Origin of the sequence: Serratia proteamaculans (genome assembly GCF_004684015.1) — a bacterium.
Classification (GTDB): domain Bacteria; phylum Pseudomonadota; class Gammaproteobacteria; order Enterobacterales; family Enterobacteriaceae; genus Serratia; species Serratia proteamaculans_F.
Genome location: NZ_SRIA01000021.1, coordinates 114,120 through 137,336, shown reverse-complemented (window position 1 = coordinate 137,336; position 23,217 = coordinate 114,120). Strand labels below are relative to the sequence as shown.

Annotated in this window: 15 protein-coding genes; 10 read left to right on the top strand and 5 right to left on the bottom strand. The window is 55.5% G+C overall.

Annotation, left to right across the window (positions count from 1 at the left end; translation table 11 throughout):
* Positions 1-79: 79 nt before the first annotated feature.
* Complete coding sequence (locus tag E5C26_RS20790) at positions 80-946, top strand: helix-turn-helix domain-containing protein (RefSeq protein ID WP_135317989.1); 867 nt, start codon at positions 80-82, stop codon at positions 944-946.
* On the opposite strand, the gene E5C26_RS20785 is transcribed toward E5C26_RS20790, so the two are convergent.
* Positions 870-1,922 (bottom strand): XdhC family protein, encoded by a 1,053-nt coding sequence (locus E5C26_RS20785; protein ID WP_135317988.1) that lies wholly within the window; start codon positions 1,920-1,922, stop codon positions 870-872. The genes E5C26_RS20790 and E5C26_RS20785 overlap by 77 nt on opposite strands.
* 7 nt (positions 1,923-1,929) lie before the next feature.
* Positions 1,930-2,514, bottom strand: coding sequence for a nucleotidyltransferase family protein (locus E5C26_RS20780; protein WP_135317987.1), 585 nt, complete (start codon positions 2,512-2,514; stop codon positions 1,930-1,932).
* A gap of 204 nt (positions 2,515-2,718) precedes the next feature.
* On the opposite strand from E5C26_RS20780, the gene E5C26_RS20775 reads away from it, so the two are divergent.
* From E5C26_RS20775 to E5C26_RS20765, 3 genes are read left to right on the top strand one after another with little or no spacing between them, the layout of a single operon-like run.
* A complete protein-coding gene (locus tag E5C26_RS20775) occupies positions 2,719-5,508 on the top strand; it encodes a xanthine dehydrogenase family protein molybdopterin-binding subunit (RefSeq protein WP_135317986.1) in 2,790 nt (929 codons plus the stop codon).
* Positions 5,505-6,059 (top strand): (2Fe-2S)-binding protein, encoded by a 555-nt coding sequence (locus tag E5C26_RS20770; protein WP_085118899.1) that lies wholly within the window; start codon positions 5,505-5,507, stop codon positions 6,057-6,059. The genes E5C26_RS20775 and E5C26_RS20770 overlap by 4 nt, the downstream gene beginning before the upstream one ends.
* Positions 6,056-7,291: a c-type cytochrome gene (locus E5C26_RS20765; RefSeq protein ID WP_135317985.1), complete on the top strand. Its 1,236-nt coding sequence runs from the start codon at positions 6,056-6,058 to the stop codon at positions 7,289-7,291. Before E5C26_RS20770 ends, E5C26_RS20765 begins: the two co-directional genes overlap by 4 nt.
* Before the next feature lie 49 nt (positions 7,292-7,340).
* On the opposite strand, the gene E5C26_RS20760 is transcribed toward E5C26_RS20765, so the two are convergent.
* The 3 genes from E5C26_RS20760 to E5C26_RS20750 form a co-directional block, all read right to left on the bottom strand.
* The gene (locus E5C26_RS20760; protein ID WP_135317984.1) at positions 7,341-8,291 is read right to left on the bottom strand and encodes a glycoside hydrolase family 43 protein; all 951 of its coding nucleotides are present in this window, start codon (positions 8,289-8,291) and stop codon (positions 7,341-7,343) included.
* A gap of 10 nt (positions 8,292-8,301) precedes the next feature.
* A complete protein-coding gene (locus tag E5C26_RS20755; protein WP_135317983.1) occupies positions 8,302-9,702 on the bottom strand; it encodes a glycoside-pentoside-hexuronide (GPH):cation symporter in 1,401 nt (466 codons plus the stop codon).
* A 198-nt stretch (positions 9,703-9,900) separates the two neighbouring features.
* Positions 9,901-11,283 (bottom strand): amino acid permease, encoded by a 1,383-nt coding sequence (locus tag E5C26_RS20750; protein ID WP_135317982.1) that lies wholly within the window; start codon positions 11,281-11,283, stop codon positions 9,901-9,903.
* Positions 11,284-11,916: 633 nt separating this feature from the next.
* Here E5C26_RS20750 and pdhR point away from each other — a divergent pair.
* The 6 genes from pdhR (at position 11,917) to yacL (ending at position 23,198) form a co-directional block, all read left to right on the top strand.
* Positions 11,917-12,681 (top strand): pyruvate dehydrogenase complex transcriptional repressor PdhR, encoded by a 765-nt coding sequence (gene pdhR, locus E5C26_RS20745; RefSeq protein ID WP_012146714.1) that lies wholly within the window; start codon positions 11,917-11,919, stop codon positions 12,679-12,681.
* 170 nt (positions 12,682-12,851) lie between these two features.
* Complete coding sequence (gene aceE / locus E5C26_RS20735; RefSeq protein ID WP_135317981.1) at positions 12,852-15,515, top strand: pyruvate dehydrogenase (acetyl-transferring), homodimeric type; 2,664 nt, start codon at positions 12,852-12,854, stop codon at positions 15,513-15,515.
* A 13-nt stretch (positions 15,516-15,528) separates the two neighbouring features.
* The gene (aceF, locus tag E5C26_RS20730; protein WP_135317980.1) at positions 15,529-17,412 is read left to right on the top strand and encodes a pyruvate dehydrogenase complex dihydrolipoyllysine-residue acetyltransferase; all 1,884 of its coding nucleotides are present in this window, start codon (positions 15,529-15,531) and stop codon (positions 17,410-17,412) included.
* 233 nt (positions 17,413-17,645) lie between these two features.
* A complete protein-coding gene (gene lpdA / locus E5C26_RS20725) occupies positions 17,646-19,070 on the top strand; it encodes a dihydrolipoyl dehydrogenase (protein WP_012146711.1) in 1,425 nt (474 codons plus the stop codon).
* Positions 19,071-20,098: 1,028 nt separating this feature from the next.
* The gene (gene acnB, locus E5C26_RS20720) at positions 20,099-22,696 is read left to right on the top strand and encodes a bifunctional aconitate hydratase 2/2-methylisocitrate dehydratase (RefSeq protein WP_135317979.1); all 2,598 of its coding nucleotides are present in this window, start codon (positions 20,099-20,101) and stop codon (positions 22,694-22,696) included.
* Positions 22,697-22,835: 139 nt separating this feature from the next.
* Entirely contained in the window at positions 22,836-23,198 is a 363-nt protein-coding gene (yacL, locus tag E5C26_RS20715; protein WP_037416800.1) for a protein YacL, read from the top strand.
* Positions 23,199-23,217: the final 19 nt, after the last annotated feature.

Sequence of the window (23,217 nt, the reverse complement as noted above, 5' to 3'; positions counted from 1 at the left end):
CGTTTTAACCTGTATACCCTACTTGCGCAGCAACCACCCACACGTAAAGGCATATTGGCACAGAAGGCTCGGCAACTACATGGAAACGCAGGAAAATCATATCAGGGAATTACTGGTCTGGATTGAAGACAACCTGACCAACCCGCTATCATTGGATATCGTTTCTGCCAAATCAGGCTACTCGAAATGGTATCTGCAGCGAATGTTCAAAACGCAGACCGGCCAGTCTCTGGCTTCCTACATTCGCGCCCGCCGTTTGTATCTCGCGGCTTTTGCCTTGCGCTTCACGCAAAAGACCATTCTTGATATTTCTATTGAATATCAGTTTGATAACCAACAAACCTTTTCCCGTTGTTTCAAGAAACACTTCGCCGAATCCCCCAGCGTTTACCGCCATGCCCGCAAGCAGGATTTCAGCCATCTGGTTCGTTCGTTGTCGGCCAACCATTCCGGTGACATTCAGGTTGAGCGCATCAAGGTGGCCACAGGGCAGTATGCGATCAAGGGGAAAAGTTACGCTTACCACCTCGACATTGCCGATCTGGATAAGTCGCACCTGCCCATCCGCAGCAAAATCAGAGAACGCTTTTATGAGTCGCTTGGCTGTCGGCCGGCGTTGACCTATGCATTGACCCAGTTTATCCCCGATGGGGAGCAGGTCAGGGTGGAATATGCGCTTGGCGTGGCGCAGGACTGCCCGGTCAGTGATGATGCCGGCCTTGAGCCATGGCCGGAAATTCACGGTGATTTTTGCCGTTTTTGTTATTCAGGCAAGCCGGTAGCCTTGCACGAGCATGTGGCGCAGATTTATACCCAGGCATTACCGGAATTGGGCCTGGCCCGCAGGGTTGGGCCAGACCTGACGATGTTCAACTATTCGCTGAACGAGCGGGAGGAGTTGCATCTTGAGCTCCAGCATCTGGTGCCAGTGACTCCGCTTGATTGACTGCCCCGATGGCGGTAGTGCGGTTTTTTTGCTGCACGATATCCGCCATTACCGCCAGCGCGATTTCTGCCGGGGTTTTACTGCCGAGTGGCAACCCTATCGGGGCATGAATGCGCTCCAGTTCCAGCGGGCTGAATTCGGCAATTTGCTGTAAGCGCTGGCGACGACGCGCGCTGTTGCGCAATGATCCCATGGCACCGATATAAAACGCCGGGGTGTGGATTGCCTCCATCAGCGTCAAATCATCCATGCGTGGATCGTGGGTCAGCGCCACAATCGCGGTATTGGCGTGACAGCCGCCGTCTTCAATAAACTTGGCCGGAAATTGGCGCAGCAGCGTTACGTTGGCTCTAAGCTGCGGCGCGAAATTATCCAGCACCTCCTGCCGGTTCTCGCACACCAACACTTCAAACCCCAGGGAACTGGCGAAATCGGCACAGTACAGCGCCACGCTTGATAGCCCGGCGATCAGCAAACGCGGTGCCGCGGCGATATGCAAGGTGACCTGCGGGCCACGGCGTTCCACCTGGGTGGCGCTGGCGAAGTCGGTTAATGTCAGGCTGGTACAGGCATCGGGCAAGGTCAGGCGCTTGACCAGCGCGTGGTGCCCGTTGAGTGCGCCGGCAATGTTTGTCAGATAGGCAATACTCTCGTCGCCAGCGGGCAGGGATTCAATCAGCACTTCCAGCACGCCGCCACAGGGCAGTGCCACGTTCGGCTCCAGGCCGCCCTCACCGTAACGGATCACCTGGCTGGCCGCCTGATATTCCCCAGCCGCCACGCGCCGCAGAAAATCTTCTTCCACGCAGCCACCCGACAGCGAACCGCAATAATGCCCGTCCTGGGTAGCCACCAGCATCGCCCCCGGCGATCGCGGTGAAGAGCCGTAGGTGCTCAGTACGGTGCACAGCCACACCGGTTGTTGCTTCAGCCAGCTTATCGCCTGGTTGACCACGGTGATATCGAGATGTTGCATAGTTGATTTACTCGCTGGTCGGTAGCTGTGATGGAAGATCAATATCCTGCACGACCCAGGGTTGTTCAAGGGAAAGCAGATACACCGACTGCCCTTTGAGCAGTTCACGTGCGCCATTATCACCGCGCAATTGGCCCAATTGTTTGCGCAAAATGGCGGAAAACCCGACCGGGTGGCCTGGCTGCTGCTGGTAACTGGGGCGAACGATGGCATGTTGTTCCAGAGCGCTAGCCACCTGTTGGAAAACCGTCGGTGTGACGAAAGGCATATCCGCTAAATGGATCAACCAGCCTTGCCAGTGCGGGGTGGCGTTAACGCCGGCGGCGATGGAATCCCCGAGGCCCTCGCTTGCCAGCAGTGTGACCGGCACCTGATAGCTAGCGCAGACCTGTTGTACCTGAAGATTGTCCGGGCGGGTGACCACCCACACCGGCAGGCCCGAAGCCAACGCCTGACGCAGCGTCTGTTCAAACAGCGAGCGTTGCCGACCGGTAGCGTCCGCAAACCCGACATTCAATTTATTGCCTGCCCCACCGGCCTGCGAGAAGCGTTCCCCACGTCCGGCGGCGGCGATCACTATGCCTGTTGCCATTTTACCTGCCCGAATTTGCGCAACTTTTTATGACCTTACTAAAAATATGTGTTTTTAAGATGTATTTTTGTTGAAAACAGCATGTTAATCATCACATAATTTTGGTTATAAGCATATGCTTATGACGTTTACGGCAAGGTCGTCAGCGTTTGCGCAACAACACCGCTGAATACAAAAATACAATAAAGAAGTAAGGGACTTTTTATGAGTAATTTTAACCCGTCGCGGCGTCGCTTTATCAAAAGCGCCGTGATAGCAGGGGTATCCGTCTACCTCGCGCCACTGTACAGCCGTGCCTACGCCGCACTGTTTGAGCAAAAAATCCTCCAGTCTCCGAACTGGGATGCCCATGAAAAACGCATACGTTTTCGCATCGATGGCCGCGCCAAGGTGATGGGGCAAAAGGTGTTCGCCCGCGACATTCGCGCAGTCGATATGCCGCACTGGCCGCAACAGCAGGCGCACGCCTTTATTTTACGTGTCACCAAGGCTGACCGGCTGTTTGCGGGCATCGATCTCTCGTTGCTGGGGGATGACCTGCAGCCTGACCGGCTGGTGACGGCTGAGGATTTGGCGCGTGACGGCCTGGCCTTCCCAGCGTTCTACGGCGACGACATGCTGCTGCCGATCGGTAAAACTCCGGCCTATCTGGGCCAGGCGGTGGCAATTCTGATTTATCACGACTTCGCCCGTTTCCGCTTTGCCAAAGACAAGCTGAAATTCCGTGAAGAAACGCTCAAGTACGGGGCGGAGACCGGCCCGCTGGAACGAGATCCCTGGGGCACCTTCCGCTATGTGCGGGTGGGTGGCGATAAGCCGTTCGACGACGATCGCTTCTCCAGCCTGAAAGACACGCCGATTTTCCCGGTTTCGATGAAGAAACACCTGCCGGTCTGGCCGGAAGGCCGCGAGGGCGGCAAGCTGGATCAGGAAGGGATGTATTATGCCGGCATGATTGCCAATGAGCTGCAAACGCCGCCGGAAGACTGGCTGGTGATGTCGCGCCGTTATACCACGCAGTCCGTCGATACCTCGGCGCTGGAGCCGGATAACGCCAACGGCTGGTTTGATGCCACGACGCAGACTCTGCATTTGGTGGTGCCGACCCAGTCACCACAGGAAGTGGCCGACGAAATGCCGCGCATGTTGGCCAAACACAATCCGCCGGTGAAACAGCTGATTCTGCATCCGTGCTACACCGTGGGTTATGGCTCGAAAGATCACTATAACTTCCCGTACTACGGCGCAGTGGCGGCGATGTACGGCGACGGGCACCCGGTACGGTTGGCCAATGACCGTTTCGAACAGTTCCAGACGGCGCTGAAGCGCCACGCTTTCGACATGAATTACCGCATTGCGGTCAACCGCCAAACCGGCGTGTTGCAGTCATTCCACGGCGAAATGACGGCAGACGGCGGTGGCCGCAGCAACTTCACACCGTCGGTGGTGATGGTGGCGGCGACGGCGGCACAGTCGATTTACTACTTCCCGAAAAGCGACTTGTCGTCGGTGGGGCTGGCTTCGCGCGCCATTGATGCCGGATCGGCGCGTGGCTACGGCACGCTGCAAAGCATGGCCGCTACCGAGATGATGGTGGATGAACTGGCTGCCGAGCTGAAGATCGACCCGATCGAGTTCCGTTTGCGCAACGTTCTGAAATCCGGCATGAAAAATACCCAGGGCGCTATTCCGGCCGGGGCCATTCGTGCCGATGAAGTGTTGGAAAAGGCGGCCAAGCACGAGATGTGGCTGCAACGTGCCCAGCGCAAGGCGGAGTTTGAGAGCCAGCACCCGGGCAAACGTTATGGTGTCGGCTTTGGCTGCGTGCAAAAAGACTTCGGCACCGGGGCCGAGACCTCGTTCGCCCGCGTCGAGCTGGGGGAAGATGGGCGCATCATGCTGCACCACAGCGGCGCAGAAATGGGAACCGGCATGTCGACCTCACAATCGGTGCTGTGCGCACAGTGGCTGGGCAAACCGGCAGATGAGGCGCACTTCTCGGTGACCGACTGGTCGGTACTGCCGATGGTCACCAGCGGCGATCCTTATATCATGTCGCAGGCCGAACAGGACCAGTTGCAGGCCAACCCGGCCTGGACGCCAAGCTATTGCTCACCGTCCAGCGCCAGCAACTCGGCGTTTTACTTCTCCCACAGCACGCGCGAAGCGGCGCGGCTGATATTCGATCACGGCCTGTGGCCGGCGGCGATGGCCATTTGGCAATCCGGCCCCGGTGGCGGCCAGGCTGCGCCATTAGTGGTGCGCAGAGAAGACGCCCGTTGGGTAGAAGGCGGTCTGACCGCGGCCGGCATGGAAGTGCTGAGCCTGGAGCGCCTGGCGAAACAAGCCTACCAGATGGGCGGTATCACCGGTGCAGCGGTACACGTGTTTAACCGCTGGCAGTGGGCGGAAGCGGATTTTACCCTGAGCGGCAAAAGCGAGCGTCTGCCGATTGACGGCCTGGCGGTACGCACTGCCAATGGTGAGTTTAAAACCTTGCCGCGCAGCCAGGCCTACTATCCACCGACCCAACGCAATAACGCGGCGGTCACCTATTACAGCGCCGTCGGGACCCTGGCGGAAGTGGCGGTGGATATCGCTACCGGTCAGGTGGAACTGCTGAACCACCATTCCATCATGGAGTGCGGCAACCTGATTGTGCCGGAACTGGTTTCCGGCCAATTGCAGGGTGGCCTGGCTATGGGGATTGGCCATGCGCTGCACGAATATTTACCGCTGTACGAAGACGGGCCCGGTAACGGTACCTGGAACTTTAACCGTTACCACCTGCCGCGCGCCAGCGATGTGGCGGTCTGGAAACAGACTGATGACATCCTGCCCGCGCTGTCGGAAACCGATCCACCCAAAGGCATGGCCGAAGTGGTGATGATCCCGGTAGTTGCGGCACTGGTTAACGCTATCGCCGATGCTACCGGCCACCGTTTCCGTGATTTGCCCGTTCGTGCAGAAAATATTCGTGAGGTATTACAATGAGCATTAAAACCCAGCCGATTTCCCTGACCATCAATGACAAGCAGTACGGCCCGATCGAAGTGCCGGAAGGGCTGATGATGATCGACTTCCTGCACGAGTATCTCGACCTGACCGGCTCGCGCCTTGGCTGCGGGCAGGGGATCTGCCACGCCTGCGTGGCGATTGTCGATCACCCGAGCGGCACCAGTGAGGAAGTGCGCACCTGTATCACCGGCGCGCATTTCTTCAGCGGCAAGAAAGTGCGTACCGTCGAAGGGCACGCCAAGGTGGATGAGCAGGGCGAAGTGGTCGAGCTTTCACCTATCCAGCAGGCTTTCCTGGAGCATTACAGCTTCCAGTGTGGCTACTGCACGCCGGGCTTTGTTAACGCGGCCACCATTTTTGTGGAAAAACTCAAACGCGAACCGATCGCCCGCGATCAACTGGAAAGTGCTATCGAACAGGCGCTGGACAGCCATATCTGCCGCTGCACCGGTTACGTGCGTTACTACGAAGCGGTTCGTGACGTGGTGTTGAAAACCCCAGGGCTGGTGAAGGAGACGGCGCAATGAAAAAACGTCTCGCATTGCTGATCCTGCTGGTGGTGATTATCATCATCGCCGTGCTGTGGTGGCGTGAAAATCGCCAATACGACGGCCCGGTACAGAAGGTGACCGCCAGCACCGAACAGGTTGCCCGTGGCCGCTATCTGGCTCAGGCCGCCGACTGCGCCGCCTGCCATACCGCCAGTGGTGGCGCGCCAATGGCCGGTGGTTATCCGCTGGATACGCCGTTCGGCACTATCTATGGCAGTAACCTGACGCCTTCGGCCGACCAGGGTATTGGTCGCTGGACCAAAGACGACTTCTTCCTGGCGCTGACCCAGGGCGTGGCTCCGGGGGGCCGTCATCTGTATCCGGCCATGCCTTATACCTCATATAAAGGGATGTCTCGCCAGGATGCCGATGATATCTATGCCTATTTGATGACCCGTCCGGCGGTGGATGTTGCCATTCCGGAAAACGCCATGCCGTTCCCGTTTAACCAGCGCATGGCGCTGATTGGCTGGAATCTGTTGTTCCGTAGTCAGGATCCGCTACCGGCCAGTTCGCAGGGGGATTCCGCACTGTGGCAACGCGGCCGTTATCTGGCGGATACGCTGGGCCACTGTGGGGAGTGCCACACGCCGCGCGGTATGCTGGGGCAAATGAATCTGGCCAAACCTATGCAGGGCGGTGACCTTGGGCGCTTTATGGCACCGGACATCACTCCGCACGGGTTGGCACAGCGTGGCTGGACGCCGGAGGATCTGAACCGCTTCCTCTCGACCGGTTTGGCGCCGCAGGGCTCCGCCTTCAGCGAGATGCACATGGTGGTGGATCTCAGCACCCGTCATCTGACACCGGAAGACCACCAGGCGCTGGCGACCTATCTGATGGGGGAACAGCCACCGGCGGCTGTGCCGGTTAAAATCGGTGAGGGCAGTGATGCCGGGCGCATCAGCTATCAGGATCAGTGCTCCGGTTGCCATGCGCGTGAAGGCCAGGGTAAGCCGCACGTAGCGGTAGCGATGCGTGATAACGCCACGCTGCGCCAACCGGACGCTAAAAACCTGATTGTCTCGGTGCTGGACGGTTTACCGGCACAGCAATTCCCTAACGGCGAAAGCATGCAGAGCATGCCGGCCTTTGGTGACCGACTCGATGATGCGCAGGTAGCAGAACTGGTGAACTATCTGCGTGTGACCTGGGGCGGGTTACCGGCGGATGTGACGGCCGAGCAAGTGAAAGCGCTGCGTAAGTAGGTTCTATAGTTGATATGAGGCTCGGCGCGATGCCGAGCCTTTTTAAGGGTTAACGATTATCTGCCGGGGGCTCACCCAATACCGGCATTCCTTCTTCATCCCATTCCAGCGGTTTAATCCGTGTATGACGATTTGGGTCATAGAGCGGATCCCCTTCGATCTCCGTGTAATTTCGCGCATGGTAAACCAACAGATCTTGCCCCTGTTCATCAAGGGTAAAGCTGTTGTGTCCGGGGCCAAACTGGCGGTTTTTTACACTGGTGCGAAATACAGGTTGGTCGAGCTTATGCCATTGGGTGGCATCGGTGATGTCGCTGTCGATATCGGCCCACAGCAGGCCGAGGCAATAATTCTCGTCGGTCGCGCTGGCGGAGTAGCTGATGAATATCCTTCGGCCATGGGTGATCACCGCCGGCCCTTCATTGACCGCGAACCCGACAGTTTCCCAAGGGAGTTCCGGTCGGCTGAGCATGACCGGCCGGCCCTTCAGCGTCCAGGGATCTTGCATCTCGGCCAGGTACAGGTTGGAGTTGCCGTCGATCGCCGGATCCTTCTGCGCCCAGAGATAATAATGTTTGCCACGATGTTCAAAGTGGGTGGCATCGAGGGAGAAACTGTCGATATGGGTGTAAATTCGACCTTTCTCCACCCAGTCTCCGGTCAGTGGATTGGCCGCGCTGCATTCCAGAGCAAACATTCGGTGCTGGAACAGGCCATCGGCAATCGCCGGGCTATGGGCAGCCGCGAAATAGATGTACCACTTGCCGTTAATAAAATGCAGTTCCGGCGCCCAGATTAAATGGCTCATTGGCCCCTGCTGTGGTTTTCGCCACACCACCGTTGGGCTGGCTTGCGACAATTCGCTGAGGCTGCGGGCGCGCCGAAGTTCTAACCGGTCATATTCCGGCACCGAAGCGGTGAAGTAGTAATAGCCATCGCTGTGGCGCAGAACAAACGGATCGGCCCGCTGTTCAATCAAGGGATTAGGGTAGTCGCGCATCGCGGGCTCCTTACGGGGTTCGGGTTTTTAGTTGTTGTTCAGAGTAGTCGGCCAGTTCGCGGTAATTAGTGCGTCGCTTTTCCAGATCGATTTGGATCTGACGCATCAGTTGGCGATCAACCTTCAGCAGGCGTACCACGCCGGCAGTGATCAGGTATCCGATGCCGGGGATCACGGTGAACAGCAGCACGATGCTGTTAAGCGCCCCGGTACTTTGGCTGACGGCATCCGCCTGATAGCCGGACAACGACATCAGGAAGCCCACCATGGCACCGGCCACTGCCAGCCCGACTTTAAGGAAGAACAGATTGCCGGAAAAACTGATGCCGGTGATGCGCTTGCCGGTTTTCCATTCGCCGTAATCGTCCACGTCGGCCATTAGTGACCAGTGCAGTGGCGAAGGGATCTGATGCAGGATATTCAGTAAGAAATAGGCCGCGACAATCAGCGAAGTGAGCTGCGGGTTGAGGAAATAAAAGCCGCACGAAAACGCCGCCAGCAAAATATTGGTCCAGAAGAACACTTTCAGTTTGCAGAAGCGATCGGTCAGCGGCTTGGCCAGTGCGCTGCCAATCATCATGCCGATGACGCCCAACGCGATAAACAGGCTGGCGAAGGAGGCGGATTTTTGCATGACGTAGGTGACGTAATACATGGTGGCGGCCATGCGGATAAAACCGGGGCAGACGTTGCAGAAGGTCAGCAGCAGAATGCGCACCCACTGATCGTTTTTCCACACGTCTCTGAGATCGGATTTAAGGGCGTCATGGGTTGGCACTGCCGGACGTATGCGTTCTTTGACCGTGGCAAAGCAGAACAGAAACATGAACAGGGCGACCAGAGCCAGTACTCCCATTGCCATCTGATAACCACGCGCCTTGTTTGCGCCACCAAACCATTCGGCCATTGGCAAAAGTGTCAGAGACAAGATCAGGGTCGCGATGCCGACCAGGATAAAACGGTAGGACTGGCAGGAAACCCGTTCGTGCGGATCGGCGGTAATCACGCCGCCCAGCGAGCAGTAGGGAATATTGATTGCCGTGTAGGTCAGCGACATCAGGAAGTAAGTGGCGAAGGCATAGACCACTTTGCTGTTGTAGCTCCATTCTGGCGTCGTAAACATCAACACGCTGAATACTACATACGGCAGGGAGATCCACAGCAACCAGGGGCGAAAGCGGCCCCAACGGCTTTGGGTGCGATCGGCTATCGCGCCCATAATCGGATCGGTAACGGCATCCAGCACGCGGACCGACAGCAACAGCACGCCGACCAATGCGGGAGTCAGACCGTAGATATCGGTATAGAAATAGTTGAGAAACAGCATAATCGCGCCGCCGATCATGTTGCAGCCGGCATCTCCCATGCCGTAGCCAATCTTTTCTTTTATTGATAGGGCGTTGCTCTTCATGGACATTTTCTCCGTACCGGCAGGATCTGACTGAGTGGCAACGATTATTGTCCCGGTTGGCGGCGAGTTATCAGAAGTGAATGGTTGTAGAGATGGACAAATCAACCGTAGCGGGGAAACTGTGAGCCAGCTTGCAAAATAGAAGGGAAATAAAAAGGCCCACAGTTTGGACTGCGGGCCTGGTTGCTTTTGGGGTAATTACCCGCGACCGGCTGCGCTCACTGCGCGCTGGCTACGCTGCTTGATGGCATAGCCGATGCCTAAAATGGCAACCCATACCGGGATCAGCAACACCGAGATTTGAATGCCCGGCGTCAGGTACATGATCACCAGAATCGCGGCCATAAACACCAAACACAGATAGTTGCTGAACGGATACCAGAAGGCTTTGAACTTCGGCTCCACGCCTTCGCGGTTCTTGGCTGCGCGGAACTTCAGGTGGGCCAGGCTGATCATCGCCCAGTTGATCACCAGTGCCGATACCACCAACGCCATCAGCAGTTCGAAGGCACGGCCAGGGATCAGATAGTTAATCAGTACGCAGAATGCCGTGGCAGTAGCGGAGACGGCGATCGCTATCACCGGTACGCCGCGACCGTCGACTTTCAGCAGGCTTTTCGGCCCGTTGCCCTGTTTTGCCAGGCCGTACAGCATGCGGCTGTTGCAGTAGACACAGCTGTTGTATACCGACAGCGCGGCGGTCAGCACCACCACGTTCAGCACCGTGGCAACCAGGTTGCTGTTCAGTGCGTGGAAGATCAGGACGAACGGGCTACCGCCTTCAACCACTTTGCCCCACGGGTACAGCGACAACAGAATGGTCAGTGAACCGATATAGAACAGCAGAATACGGTAGATCACCTGGTTGGTGGCTTTGGGAATGCTTTTCTGCGGGTTGTCGGCTTCTGCTGCGGTGATACCCACCAACTCCAGCCCACCGAACGAGAACATGATCACCGCCATCGCCATCACCAGCCCCATGATGCCGTTCGGGAAGAACCCGCCCTGCGCCCACAGATTGGTGACAGTGGCTTCCGGGCCACCCATGCCGCTGAACAGCAGGTAGGCGCCGAATACGATCATGCCGATAATCGCCACCACCTTGATGATGGCGAACCAGAACTCCATCTCGCCATACACCTTTACGTTCGCCAGGTTGATGGCGTTAATCGCCAGGAAGAACACGGCGGCCGACACCCAGGTCGGGATTTCCGGCCACCAGTACTGTACGTAAATACCCACGGCGGTCAGTTCCGCCATGGCAACCAGAACATACAGCACCCAGTAGTTCCAGCCGGAAGCAAAGCCGGCGAAGTTGCCCCAGTATTTATAGGCGAAGTGGCTAAAGGAGCCGGCCACTGGCTCTTCAACCACCATTTCACCCAGTTGGCGCATGATCAAAAATGCGATAAAGCCGCCAATGGCATAACCGAGAATGACCGAAGGGCCGGCCATCTTTATTGTTTGCGCAATGCCGAGAAATAGCCCGGTACCAATAGCGCCCCCGAGTGCAATAAGCTGAATATGGCGGTTTTTTAGCCCGCGTTTCAGCTGGTCGCCATCATGCTGTTGACCATCCATCAATGAAACCCTCTGTCGTTGCAGAATTACTCACATGCTGTAAAGCAGTGGTTACGATGTGTGTTTTGTTTTATTTACGGCGTTATATCTATTAATTCCACGGAGCCGCTACCGTTTGGCAAAGAATAATGTTATGCGCGCCAGTTTGCACCTGCTTTATGTGGTGAGTGATTAAGATTTCAGCAGTTTAGGAAACAAAATGCGGGTTGTGTGACGGCAGGGGGGATTCAATGCATGAAATAAGCATTAACTCACATAATGCGCAAAAATAATTTAGCCGTAGAGGGTTGTCGAAGGCTAAATATTAACCGATTAAACGCACCTTTTGCGCTGCAAATAGGTATTCGTTAAAGCTTAATAAACATGCAATAAAATTCTACTTTGGATGCTTCAGTCTGCCTGACGAGAGGTTTCGCAAAAGTTAAATCAAAAACCTACCTCGTAAATGGTATTACCAAGCGTGCGTTAGCGGTTTGCAGCAGGTCTGGTATTGAGGTGTTAAAATGTGCGGGTAACCTGATTTCGATCAAGGCCCATATGGACAGGAGGTGAATACTTTGTTACTTTACCGTCACGTTTTTGAAATTGGTATTACCAATTGACTCCGCGCCATTCGCAGAGAAGAAATCACCCATGGCCTACAGCAAAATCCGCCAACCCAAGTTGTCAGACGTTATCGAGCAGCAGCTCGAACACCTGATCCTCGAGGGAACACTGCGCCCAGGCGAAAAACTGCCCCCGGAGCGTGAACTGGCGAAACAATTTGATGTTTCCCGTCCTTCTCTGAGAGAGGCCATCCAGCGCCTGGAAGCCAAAGGGCTGCTCCTGCGCCGTCAGGGCGGTGGCACCTTTGTACAAACTAATCTGTGGCAGAGCTTTAGCGATCCGCTGGCTGAACTGCTGGCCGACCATCCTGAATCACAATTCGATCTGTTGGAAACCCGTCATGCCCTCGAAGGCATTGCTGCCTATTACGCAGCGTTGCGCGGTACCGACGAAGATTTGGCACGCATTCGCGATTGCCACATGCTGATTCAGCAGGCCCAGGACAGCGGCGATCTCGACGCCGAAGCGGACGCGGTCATGCAATACCAAATCGCCGTGACCGAAGCTGCCCACAACGTTGTGTTACTGCACCTGCTGCGCTGTATGGGGCCGATGCTGGAACAGAACGTACGCCAGAACTTTGAATTGCTCTACTCGCGCCGTGAGATGTTGGCAAAAGTGAGCAGCCACCGCGCCGGAATTTTTGAGGCGATTGTGGCACGCGAGCCAGAAAAAGCTCGTGAAGCCTCGCACCGCCATTTGGCGTTTATCGAGGAAATCTTGCTGGATCTCAGTCGGGAGCATACTCGACGCGAGAGATCGCTGCGGCGTCTCCAGCAACGCAAGGATTAAGAGCGGTTCTCTTCAGGGCACACCAGCCTGCGGGGTTTACGTTCGAAGTGCTTAATTAAGCATTTAAGTAAGCGGCAACTAAACTGATGGGCCTGTCTTCGTGTGTTTTGCCTCAGAACACAGGAAGACAGGCTCCAAAACAAACCATTAGACAGATAAGGAATACCACCATGTCAGAACGTTTAAACAATGACGTGGATCCGATCGAAACCCGCGACTGGCTGCAGGCGATCGAATCGGTCATCCGTGAAGAGGGTGTTGAGCGAGCTCAGTTTCTGATTGATCAGATTCTGGGTGAAGCCCGTAAAGGCGGTGTTAGCGTTGCAGCCGGTGCTGCGGCTCACAACTACGTCAACACCATCGCGGTGGAAGACGAACCTGCTTACCCTGGTAATCTGGATCTTGAGCGTCGTATCCGCAGTGCTATCCGCTGGAACGCGGTGATGACTGTTCTTCGTGCTTCCAAAAAAGATCTGGATCTGGGCGGCCACATGGCTTCCTTCCAATCTTCTGCGACCTTCTATGAAGTCTGCTTCAACCACTTCTTCCGTGCACGCACCGAACAAGATGGCGGCGATCTGGTTTACTTCCAGGGCCACATCTCTCCGGGCGTTTACGCACGTGCCTTCCTTGAAGGCCGCTTGACCGAAGACCAAATGAATAACTTCCGTCAGGAAGTTCACGGCAAAGGCCTGTCCTCTTACCCGCATCCTAAACTGATGCCGGAATTCTGGCAGTTCCCGACCGTTTCCATGGGCCTGGGCCCAATCAGCGCCATCTATCAGGCGAAGTTCCTGAAATATCTGGAACACCGTGGCCTGAAGAACACCTCTGCTCAAACCGTTTATGCCTTCCTGGGCGACGGCGAGATGGACGAGCCGGAATCCAAGGGCGCGATCACCATCGCTACCCGTGAGAAGCTGGACAACCTGGTGTTCGTCATCAACTGTAACCTGCAGCGTCTGGACGGCCCGGTCACCGGTAACGGCAAGATCATCAATGAGCTGGAAGGCATCTTCGCTGGCGCAGGCTGGCAGGTACTGAAAGTGATTTGGGGTGGTCGTTGGGACGAACTGCTGCGTAAAGACACCAGCGGCAAGCTGATCCAACTGATGAACGAAACCCTGGACGGCGACTACCAGACCTTCAAATCCAAAGACGGCGCTTACGTACGTGAGCACTTCTTCGGCCGCTTCCCGGAAACGGCTGCGCTGGTCAAAGATATGACCGACGAAGAGATCTGGGCGCTGAACCGTGGTGGTCACGATCCGAAGAAAGTCTTTGCTGCACTGAAAAAAGCGCAGGACACCCAAGGCAAACCAACCGTTATCCTGGCCCATACCATCAAAGGTTACGGCATGGGTGAAACCGCGGAAGGTAAAAACATTGCTCACCAGGTGAAGAAAATGAACATGGAAGGGGTTCACCACTTCCGCGATCGTTTCAACGTGCCGGTTGCCGATGCTGACATCGAAAAACTGCCGTACGTCACCTTCGAGAAAGATTCCGAAGAGTACAAATACCTGCATGAACGCCGTCAGGCACTGGCAGGCTATGTGCCTACCCGTATGCCGAAGTTCACCGAGAAGCTGGAAATGCCGGCTCTGGCAGACTTCAGCTCCTTGCTGGAAGAGCAGAACAAAGAAATTTCTACCACCATCGCCTTTGTGCGTGCCCTGAACGTGATGCTGAAGAACAAGTCGATCAAAGATCGTCTGGTTCCAATCATTGCCGACGAAGCTCGTACCTTCGGGATGGAAGGTCTGTTCCGTCAGATCGGTATCTACAGCCCGAACGGCCAGCAGTACACTCCGCAGGACCGTGAGCAGGTTGCTTACTACAAAGAAGACGAGAAAGGCCAGATCCTGCAGGAAGGTATCAACGAACTGGGTGCAGCCTCTTCATGGTTGGCCGCAGCGACTTCCTACAGCACCAACAATCTGCCAATGATCCCGTTCTACATCTACTATTCGATGTTCGGTTTCCAGCGTATCGGTGACCTGTGCTGGGCAGCGGGCGACCAACAGGCGCGCGGCTTCCTGGTAGGCGGTACTTCCGGCCGTACCACCCTGAACGGTGAAGGTCTGCAGCACGAAGACGGCCACAGCCACATTCAGTCCCTGACTATTCCTAACTGTATCTCTTACGATCCAGCTTACGCGTACGAAGTGGCAGTGATCATGCACGACGGTCTGGTTCGCATGTACGGTGACGCGCAAGAAAACGTCTACTACTACATCACCACGCTGAACGAAAACTACCACATGCCGGCTATGCCGCAGGGTGCAGAAGAAGGTATCCGTAAAGGTATCTACAAGCTGGACACTCTGGCAGGCAGCAAAGGCAAGGTTCAGTTGCTGGGTTCAGGTTCTATCCTGCGTCACGTACGTGATGCGGCGAAGATCCTGGCTGACGATTACGGCGTGGGTTCTGACATCTACAGCGTGACTTCCTTCACTGAACTGGCGCGTGATGGCCAGGATTGTGAGCGTTGGAACATGCTGCACCCAACCGAAACTCCGCGCGTACCTTACATCGCTCAGGTGATGAACGAAGCGCCGGCGGTTGCGTCTACCGACTACATGAAGCTGTTCGCAGAACAGGTTCGTACTTACGTTCCAGCCAGCGACTATCGCGTTCTGGGTACTGACGGCTTCGGTCGTTCAGACAGCCGCGAAAACCTGCGCCACCACTTTGAAGTTGATGCTTCTTACGTTGTGGTTGCTGCACTGGGTGAACTGGCTAAACGCGGTGAAATCGAAGCTTCTGTGGTAGCTGATGCGATTAAGAAATTCGACATCAACCCAGAAAAAGTTAACCCGCGTCTGGCATAAGAGGTACTGAAGAATGTCTATCGAAATTAAAGTACCGGACATCGGTGCAGACGAAGTGGAAATCACCGAAATTCTGGTGAAAGTGGGCGATAAAGTTGAAGCAGAACAATCGCTGATCACCGTTGAAGGTGATAAAGCTTCCATGGAAGTCCCATCCCCGCAGGCGGGTGTGGTTAAAGAAATCAAGGTTTCCGTCGGTGATAAAACCGAAACCGGCAAACTGCTGATGATCTTTGAAGCAGAAGGGGCGGCTCAGGCCGCACCAGCTGCCAAGGCTGAAGAAAAACCGGCCGCAGCACCTGCTGCTGCACCGGCTGCCGCTGCTGCCAAAGACGTTGCGGTACCGGACATCGGTGCTGATGAAGTTGAAGTGACCGAGATCCTGGTGAAAGTGGGCGACAAGGTGGAAGCCGAGCAGTCCCTGATCACCGTTGAAGGCGACAAGGCTTCAATGGAAGTGCCGGCACCGTTCGCGGGTACCGTGAAAGAGATCAAAATTGCCACCGGCGACAAAGTCACCACCGGTTCTATGATCATGGTGTTCGAAGTGGCTGGCGCCGCTTCTGCTGCTGCTCCGGCTGCGGCACAAGCACCGGCTGCCCCAGCGGCACCGGCGGCTTCTGCGGCCAAAGACGTTGCAGTACCGGACATCGGCGGCGACGAAGTAGAAGTCACAGAAGTGATGGTCAAAGTGGGCGACAAAGTTGCCGCTGAGCAGTCACTGATCACCGTTGAAGGTGACAAGGCTTCTATGGAAGTGCCGGCACCGTTCGCAGGTACCGTGAAAGAAATCAAAATCAGCGCCGGCGATAAAGTAAAAACCGGTTCCCTGATCATGGTCTTCGAAGTAGAAGGCGCTGCGCCTGCTGCCGCTCCTGCCCAAAAAGCAGAAGCTGCACCGGCTCCGGCTGCAAGTTCTGCACCGGCCCAACAGGCTGCACCGGCTGCCAAAGGCGAGTTCGCTGAGAACGACGCTTATGTGCACGCTACCCCGGTCATCCGCCGTCTGGCGCGTGAATTCGGCGTAAACCTGGCGAAAGTGAAAGGCACCGGTCGTAAAGGCCGCATCCTGCGCGAAGACGTTCAGACTTACGTGAAAGACGCGGTCAAACGTGCAGAAGCGGCTCCTGCTGCTGCCGCCGGTGGCGGTCTGCCAGGCATGCTGCCTTGGCCGAAAGTGGACTTCAGCAAGTTCGGTGAGATCGAAGAAGTTGAACTGGGTCGTATCCAGAAAATCTCTGGTGCCAACCTGAGCCGTAACTGGGTGATGATCCCGCACGTGACTCACTTCGACAAAACCGATATCACCGATCTGGAAGCTTTCCGCAAGCAACAGAACGAAGAAGCGGCCAAGCGTAAGCTGGACGTGAAGTTCACCCCGGTGGTGTTCATCATGAAAGCCGTTGCTGCTGCTCTGGAGCAGATGCCACGCTTCAACAGCTCTCTGTCCGAAGATGGCCAGAAGCTGACGCTGAAAAAATACATCAACGTGGGTGTGGCGGTTGATACGCCAAACGGTCTGGTGGTTCCGGTGTTCAAGGATGTGAACAAGAAGAGCATCACCGAACTGTCCCGCGAACTGATGGCTATCTCCAAAAAAGCGCGTGACGGCAAGCTGACCGCAGGCGAAATGCAGGGTGGGTGTTTCACCATCTCTAGCCTGGGCGGTATCGGGACGACTCACTTCGCACCGATTGTGAATGCACCGGAAGTGGCCATTCTGGGCGTCTCCAAGTCTGCTATGGAGCCGGTCTGGAACGGTAAAGAGTTCGTGCCGCGTCTGATGATGCCAATGTCGCTCTCCTTCGACCACCGTGTGATTGACGGTGCAGATGGTGCGCGCTTTATTACCATCATCAACAACATGCTGGCAGACATCCGCCGTATGGTGATGTAATGAAAAAAGGGCGCAGCATGCTGCGCCCTTATCGCTTCAGTAGCAGTTTTGTCGGTTTTTGCACGACTCGACAAAATTGTTGAGACACGGGTCACTCGAACACGCTTTGCAGATTATTAACAATTCTGTAAACTGCTGGCGGTGTAAGCGTCCCGGTGGATGAAGGGCGTTATGAGATCGATTAGCTATAAAAATGACGTCTGACCCGCCGGACAATCAATTAAGAGGTCATGATGAGTACTGAAATTAAAACTCAGGTCGTGGTACTTGGGGCGGGCCCGGCAGGTTACTCTGCAGCCTTTCGTTGCGCTGACTTAGGTCTTGAAACCGTTCTGGTTGAACGTTATTCCACTCTGGGCGGGGTTTGCCTGAACGTGGGATGTATTCCTTCCAAAGCCCTGTTGCACGTTGCCAAAGTGATCGAAGAAGCCAAAGCGCTGGCCGAACACGGCATCGTTTTCGGCGAGCCGAAAACTGACATCGACAAAGTGCGCGTCTGGAAAGAAAAAGTCATCAATCAGCTGACCGGCGGTCTGGCTGGTATGGCTAAAGGCCGTAAAGTGAAAGTGGTTAACGGCCTGGGCAAGTTCACCGGCGCTAACACCCTGGTTGTTGAAGGCGAAAATGGCCCAACCACCATCAACTTCGACAATGCCATCATTGCCGCAGGTTCCCGTCCGATCCAACTGCCATTCATTCCTCATGAAGACCCACGCGTGTGGGACTCTACCGATGCACTGGAACTGAAAACTGTCCCAGAGCGTCTGCTGGTTATGGGCGGCGGCATCATCGGCCTGGAAATGGGCACCGTATACCATGCGTTGGGTTCACAGATTGACGTGGTCGAAATGTTTGACCAGGTGATCCCGGCGGCTGACAAAGACGTGGTGAAAGTCTTCACCAAACGCATCAGCAAGCAATTCAACCTGATGCTGGAAACCAAAGTGACCGCGGTAGAAGCCAAAGAAGACGGCATCTACGTCACTATGGAAGGCAAAAAAGCGCCTGCAGAACCACAGCGTTACGACGCGGTGCTGGTGGCTATCGGCCGTGTGCCGAACGGCAAACTGCTGGAAGCGGGTAAAGCCGGTGTTGAAGTTGACGAACGCGGCTTCATCAACGTCGACAAACAACTGCGCACCAACGTGCCGCACATCTTCGCTATCGGCGACATCGTCGGTCAACCGATGCTGGCGCACAAAGGCGTGCATGAAGGCCACGTTGCCGCTGAAGTTATCGCCGGCATGAAGCACTACTTCGACCCGAAAGTGATCCCATCGATCGCGTACACTGAGCCGGAAGTTGCGTGGGTGGGTCTGACCGAGAAAGAAGCGAAAGAGAAAGGCATCAGCTACGAAACTTCCACCTTCCCGTGGGCAGCTTCTGGCCGTGCTATCGCTTCCGATTGTGCAGACGGCATGACCAAACTGATCTTCGACAAAGAAACACACCGTATCATTGGTGGCGCGATTGTCGGCACCAACGGCGGCGAGCTGCTGGGTGAGATCGGTCTGGCTATCGAGATGGGTTGCGACGCCGAAGACATCGCGCTGACTATCCATGCTCACCCAACCCTGCACGAATCTGTAGGTTTGGCGGCTGAGATCTACGAAGGCAGCATCACCGACTTGCCTAACCCGAAAGCCAAGAAGAAGTAATTCTGCTGGTTTGAACGGTTGATAAGCGGCTCCTGAAAAGGGGCCGTTTTTTTGTGGGCGGGATGCAGTAAAAGGCCGCTCAGTGAGCGGCCAGTAGCTTACTTGTTCTGGAATATCACATTCAGCGTCAGGATGTTGCCGTTAACCGACCAACCCCCTTTGTGCACGCCAAACGCCGATCCCAGTACAATGAGCAGGATAAACATAGAACTCCCTTTCATTGCGCGATCCCTGTGGAACCACGACCACCGCGACTTCACCGGAAAAATCTCGGCGGAACAAGCGCTCGGTAGCGCCTGTATCGCAGTAGTTGCAGCACTGTTCTCAAGCCCGATGACCGGCTGCTAAACCGGCAGAACAGACCCATCGAGAGAGTACCTAAAAATAGCAGTGATAACATTGTTTAGTTGATTTTTTGAACGATGTTGCGCACAATGCTTTGGCTCGGTAGCGCTTGTATCGTTCTTTAACGATGTAAGAAACCCGTGAGGTGCCTGCTAACACCGAACGGAACAAGAGAACCGCCTTTACGGCGGTTTTTTTGTGTCTTCTGCTCCCAACTTTTGATCTTCAAAACCAATAACCATTGTAAATATATGGCTATTGTGTTGTGCTCATCAGGCTAAATCGTATTGCTTACCACGCCCCGGCTGACCTGTGCCGCAGCCGATTACACTGTACTCAACGATTCAGCAAAGATTTAATGTTGCTTTTATGTGAACGAATTAACAACCAATTCAAATCCTGATATGCTGGCTGAGCGGAACCGGGCACTGTAACTTACAGTCCAGGACATCGACAGCAGTGCCCCGTCAGGATCAATGGCATCAACACCGTGCGCTAAACCCGGTTTGAAGAGTTACCCTATGGCTTTCAAGTTGCAGTTAGGCGCCCAGCTCGTTCATCCCCAGGCGCTTACTCAGGTAAGTAACTGGGGTGGACGAGCGCAGGTAACAACACTGCGGCTTGAAAGACGACGGGTATAAACGCCAGGCACAATAAATGACAATGAGAGCGAGGAGAATGTCGTGCTAGAAGAATACCGTAAGCACGTAGCCGAGCGTGCTGCAGAGGGCATCGTCCCTAAGCCGTTAGACGCCACCCAAATGGCAGCGCTGGTTGAATCATTAAAGAATCCGCCAAAAGGCGAAGAAGAATTCCTGTTAGACCTGCTGATTAACCGTGTCCCCCCAGGCGTCGACGAAGCCGCCTATGTTAAAGCAGGTTTCCTGGCGGCCATCGCCAAAGGCGAAGCAACATCTCCCCTGATTACCCCTGAAAAAGCCATTGAACTGTTGGGCACCATGCAGGGCGGCTATAACATTCATCCGCTGATTGACGCGTTGGATAACGAAAAATTGGCTGCGATTGCCGCCAAAGCGCTGTCTCATACGCTGCTGATGTTTGATAACTTCTACGACGTGGAAGAGAAAGCCAAGGCGGGTAACCCACACGCCAAACAGATTATGCAGTCCTGGGCCGATGCCGAGTGGTATCTGTCACGTCCGCAGTTGGCGGAAAAAATCACCGTTACCGTATTCAAAGTCACCGGCGAAACCAATACCGATGATCTGTCACCGGCACCGGATGCCTGGTCGCGCCCGGATATTCCGTTGCACGCCCTGGCGATGCTGAAAAACGAACGTGAAGGCATAGTGCCGGATCAACCGGGCAGTGTTGGCCCGATCAAGCAAATCGAACTGCTGAACAAAAAAGGCTTCCCACTGGCCTACGTCGGTGACGTAGTCGGTACCGGTTCATCCCGTAAGTCCGCCACCAACTCGGTGCTGTGGTTTATGGGCGACGACATCCCGTATGTGCCTAACAAGCGCGGTGGTGGTGTGGTACTGGGCGGTAAAATCGCGCCTATCTTCTTCAACACCATGGAAGATGCCGGCGCATTGCCGATTGAAGTGGACGTGAACGACCTGAACATGGGCGATGTGATCGACGTTTACCCATACAAAGGCGAAGTGCGTAACCATGAAACCGGTGAGCTGATTGCCAACTTCGAACTGAAAACCGATGTGCTGCTCGACGAAGTGCGCGCCGGTGGCCGTATCCCGTTGATCATCGGCCGTGGCCTGACCACCAAGGCGCGTGAAGCGCTGGGCCTGCCGCACAGCGACGTGTTCCGCATTGCCAAAGAAGTGGCGGCCAGCAGCAAAGGCTTCTCGCTGGCGCAGAAAATGGTTGGCCGCGCCTGTGGCGTTGCCGGCGTGCGTCCGGGGGAATACTGCGAGCCGAAGATGACTTCCGTGGGATCTCAGGACACCACCGGCCCGATGACCCGTGACGAGCTGAAAGACTTGGCTTGCCTGGGCTTCTCCGCCGATCTGGTGATGCAGTCGTTCTGTCACACAGCCGCGTACCCGAAACCGGTTGATGTGACCACTCACCATACGCTGCCGGACTTTATCATGAACCGTGGTGGCGTCTCGCTGCGTCCGGGCGATGGCGTTATTCACTCCTGGCTAAACCGTATGCTGCTGCCGGATACCGTGGGTACCGGTGGTGACTCCCACACCCGTTTCCCAATCGGCATTTCCTTCCCGGCGGGTTCAGGCCTGGTCGCCTTTGCTGCCGCCACCGGTGTGATGCCGCTGGATATGCCTGAGTCGGTGCTGGTGCGCTTCAAAGGTAAAATGCAGCCGGGTATCACCTTGCGCGACCTGGTGCATGCCATCCCTTACTACGCTATTCAGCAGGGTTTGCTGACGGTTGAGAAGAAGGGTAAGAAGAACATCTTCTCCGGCCGTATTCTGGAAATCGAAGGTTTGCCGGAGCTGAAAGTTGAGCAGGCATTCGAACTGACCGATGCCTCTGCCGAGCGTTCTGCTGCCGGTTGTACCATCAAACTGGATAAGGCCCCGATCGAAGAGTACCTGAACTCCAACATCGTGTTGCTGAAGTGGATGATCTCCGAAGGTTACGGTGACCGCCGTACGCTGGAGCGTCGCATCCAGGGCATGCAGAAATGGTTGGCGGATCCACAACTGCTGGAAGGCGATGCGGATGCAGAATACGCTGCGGTGATCGAGATCGATCTGGCAGAGATCACTCAGCCAATCTTGTGTGCACCAAACGATCCGGATGACGCACGTCTGCTGTCTGATGTTGCCAACAGCAAGATCGACGAAGTATTCATCGGCTCTTGCATGACCAACATCGGCCACTTCCGTGCCGCCGGTAAGCTGCTGGATCAGCACAAGGGCCAGTTGCCGACCCGTCTGTGGGTTGCTCCGCCAACCAAGATGGATGCAGCTCAGTTGACCGAAGAAGGCTACTACAGCGTATTCGGCAAGAGCGGGGCACGCATCGAGATCCCGGGCTGTTCACTGTGCATGGGTAACCAGGCGCGTGTGGCCGACGGTGCGACGGTAGTTTCCACCTCTACCCGTAACTTCCCGAACCGTTTGGGGACTGGCGCTAACGTCTATCTGGCGTCTGCAGAATTGGCGGCGGTGGCTTCATTGCTGGGCCGTTTGCCAACGCCGGACGAGTACCAGACGTATATGGCACAGGTTGATAAGTCTGCGGCGGATACCTACCGCTATCTGAACTTTGATCAACTGGGTCAGTACACTGAAAAAGCCGACGGCGTGATCTTCCAAACCGCTGTTTAAGTCGCTATATTGCGCAACTGTTTAACGGGAGGCCTTGGCCTCCCGTTTTATTTTTCTCAGTTGCCAACTTTGCGAGCGCTCACTGAGTTAGTCATGAATTAATGTTTACACTAAGAGAAAGGGCTCAGGAGGGCGTGCTATGGATTACGAATTTCTGCGTGACGTGACCGGGCAGGTGATCGTCAGATTTTCGATGGGGCATGAGGTCATTGGCCACTGGATCAACGAAGAACTCAAAGGTGATTTTAACCTGCTGGATCGTATTGAAGCCGGTGCGGCAGAAGTGAAAGGCAGTGAGCGTCAATGGCAATTGGAAGGCCACGAATACACGCTGCTGATGGACGGCGAAGAAGTGATGATCCGTGCCAATCTGCTGGAGTTTGAAGGCGATGAGATGGAGGAGGGGATGAATTATTATGACGAAGAAAGCCTCTCATTCTGCGGCGTCGAAGATTTCCTGCAGGTGCTGAAGGCCTACCGTTCTTTTATGCTGAAATACTGATTGTGCCAGCAAGGGCAGT

Coding starts and splice junctions, on each gene's coding strand:
- E5C26_RS20790 (WP_135317989.1), top strand. CDS start 80: ATGGAAACGCAGGAAAATCATATCAGGGAATTACTGGTCTGGATTGAA.
- E5C26_RS20785 (WP_135317988.1), bottom strand. CDS start 1,922: ATGCAACATCTCGATATCACCGTGGTCAACCAGGCGATAAGCTGGCTG.
- E5C26_RS20780 (WP_135317987.1), bottom strand. CDS start 2,514: ATGGCAACAGGCATAGTGATCGCCGCCGCCGGACGTGGGGAACGCTTC.
- E5C26_RS20775 (WP_135317986.1), top strand. CDS start 2,719: ATGAGTAATTTTAACCCGTCGCGGCGTCGCTTTATCAAAAGCGCCGTG.
- E5C26_RS20770 (WP_085118899.1), top strand. CDS start 5,505: ATGAGCATTAAAACCCAGCCGATTTCCCTGACCATCAATGACAAGCAG.
- E5C26_RS20765 (WP_135317985.1), top strand. CDS start 6,056: ATGAAAAAACGTCTCGCATTGCTGATCCTGCTGGTGGTGATTATCATC.
- E5C26_RS20760 (WP_135317984.1), bottom strand. CDS start 8,291: ATGCGCGACTACCCTAATCCCTTGATTGAACAGCGGGCCGATCCGTTT.
- E5C26_RS20755 (WP_135317983.1), bottom strand. CDS start 9,702: ATGAAGAGCAACGCCCTATCAATAAAAGAAAAGATTGGCTACGGCATG.
- E5C26_RS20750 (WP_135317982.1), bottom strand. CDS start 11,283: ATGGATGGTCAACAGCATGATGGCGACCAGCTGAAACGCGGGCTAAAA.
- pdhR (WP_012146714.1), top strand. CDS start 11,917: ATGGCCTACAGCAAAATCCGCCAACCCAAGTTGTCAGACGTTATCGAG.
- aceE (WP_135317981.1), top strand. CDS start 12,852: ATGTCAGAACGTTTAAACAATGACGTGGATCCGATCGAAACCCGCGAC.
- aceF (WP_135317980.1), top strand. CDS start 15,529: ATGTCTATCGAAATTAAAGTACCGGACATCGGTGCAGACGAAGTGGAA.
- lpdA (WP_012146711.1), top strand. CDS start 17,646: ATGAGTACTGAAATTAAAACTCAGGTCGTGGTACTTGGGGCGGGCCCG.
- yacL (WP_037416800.1), top strand. CDS start 22,836: ATGGATTACGAATTTCTGCGTGACGTGACCGGGCAGGTGATCGTCAGA.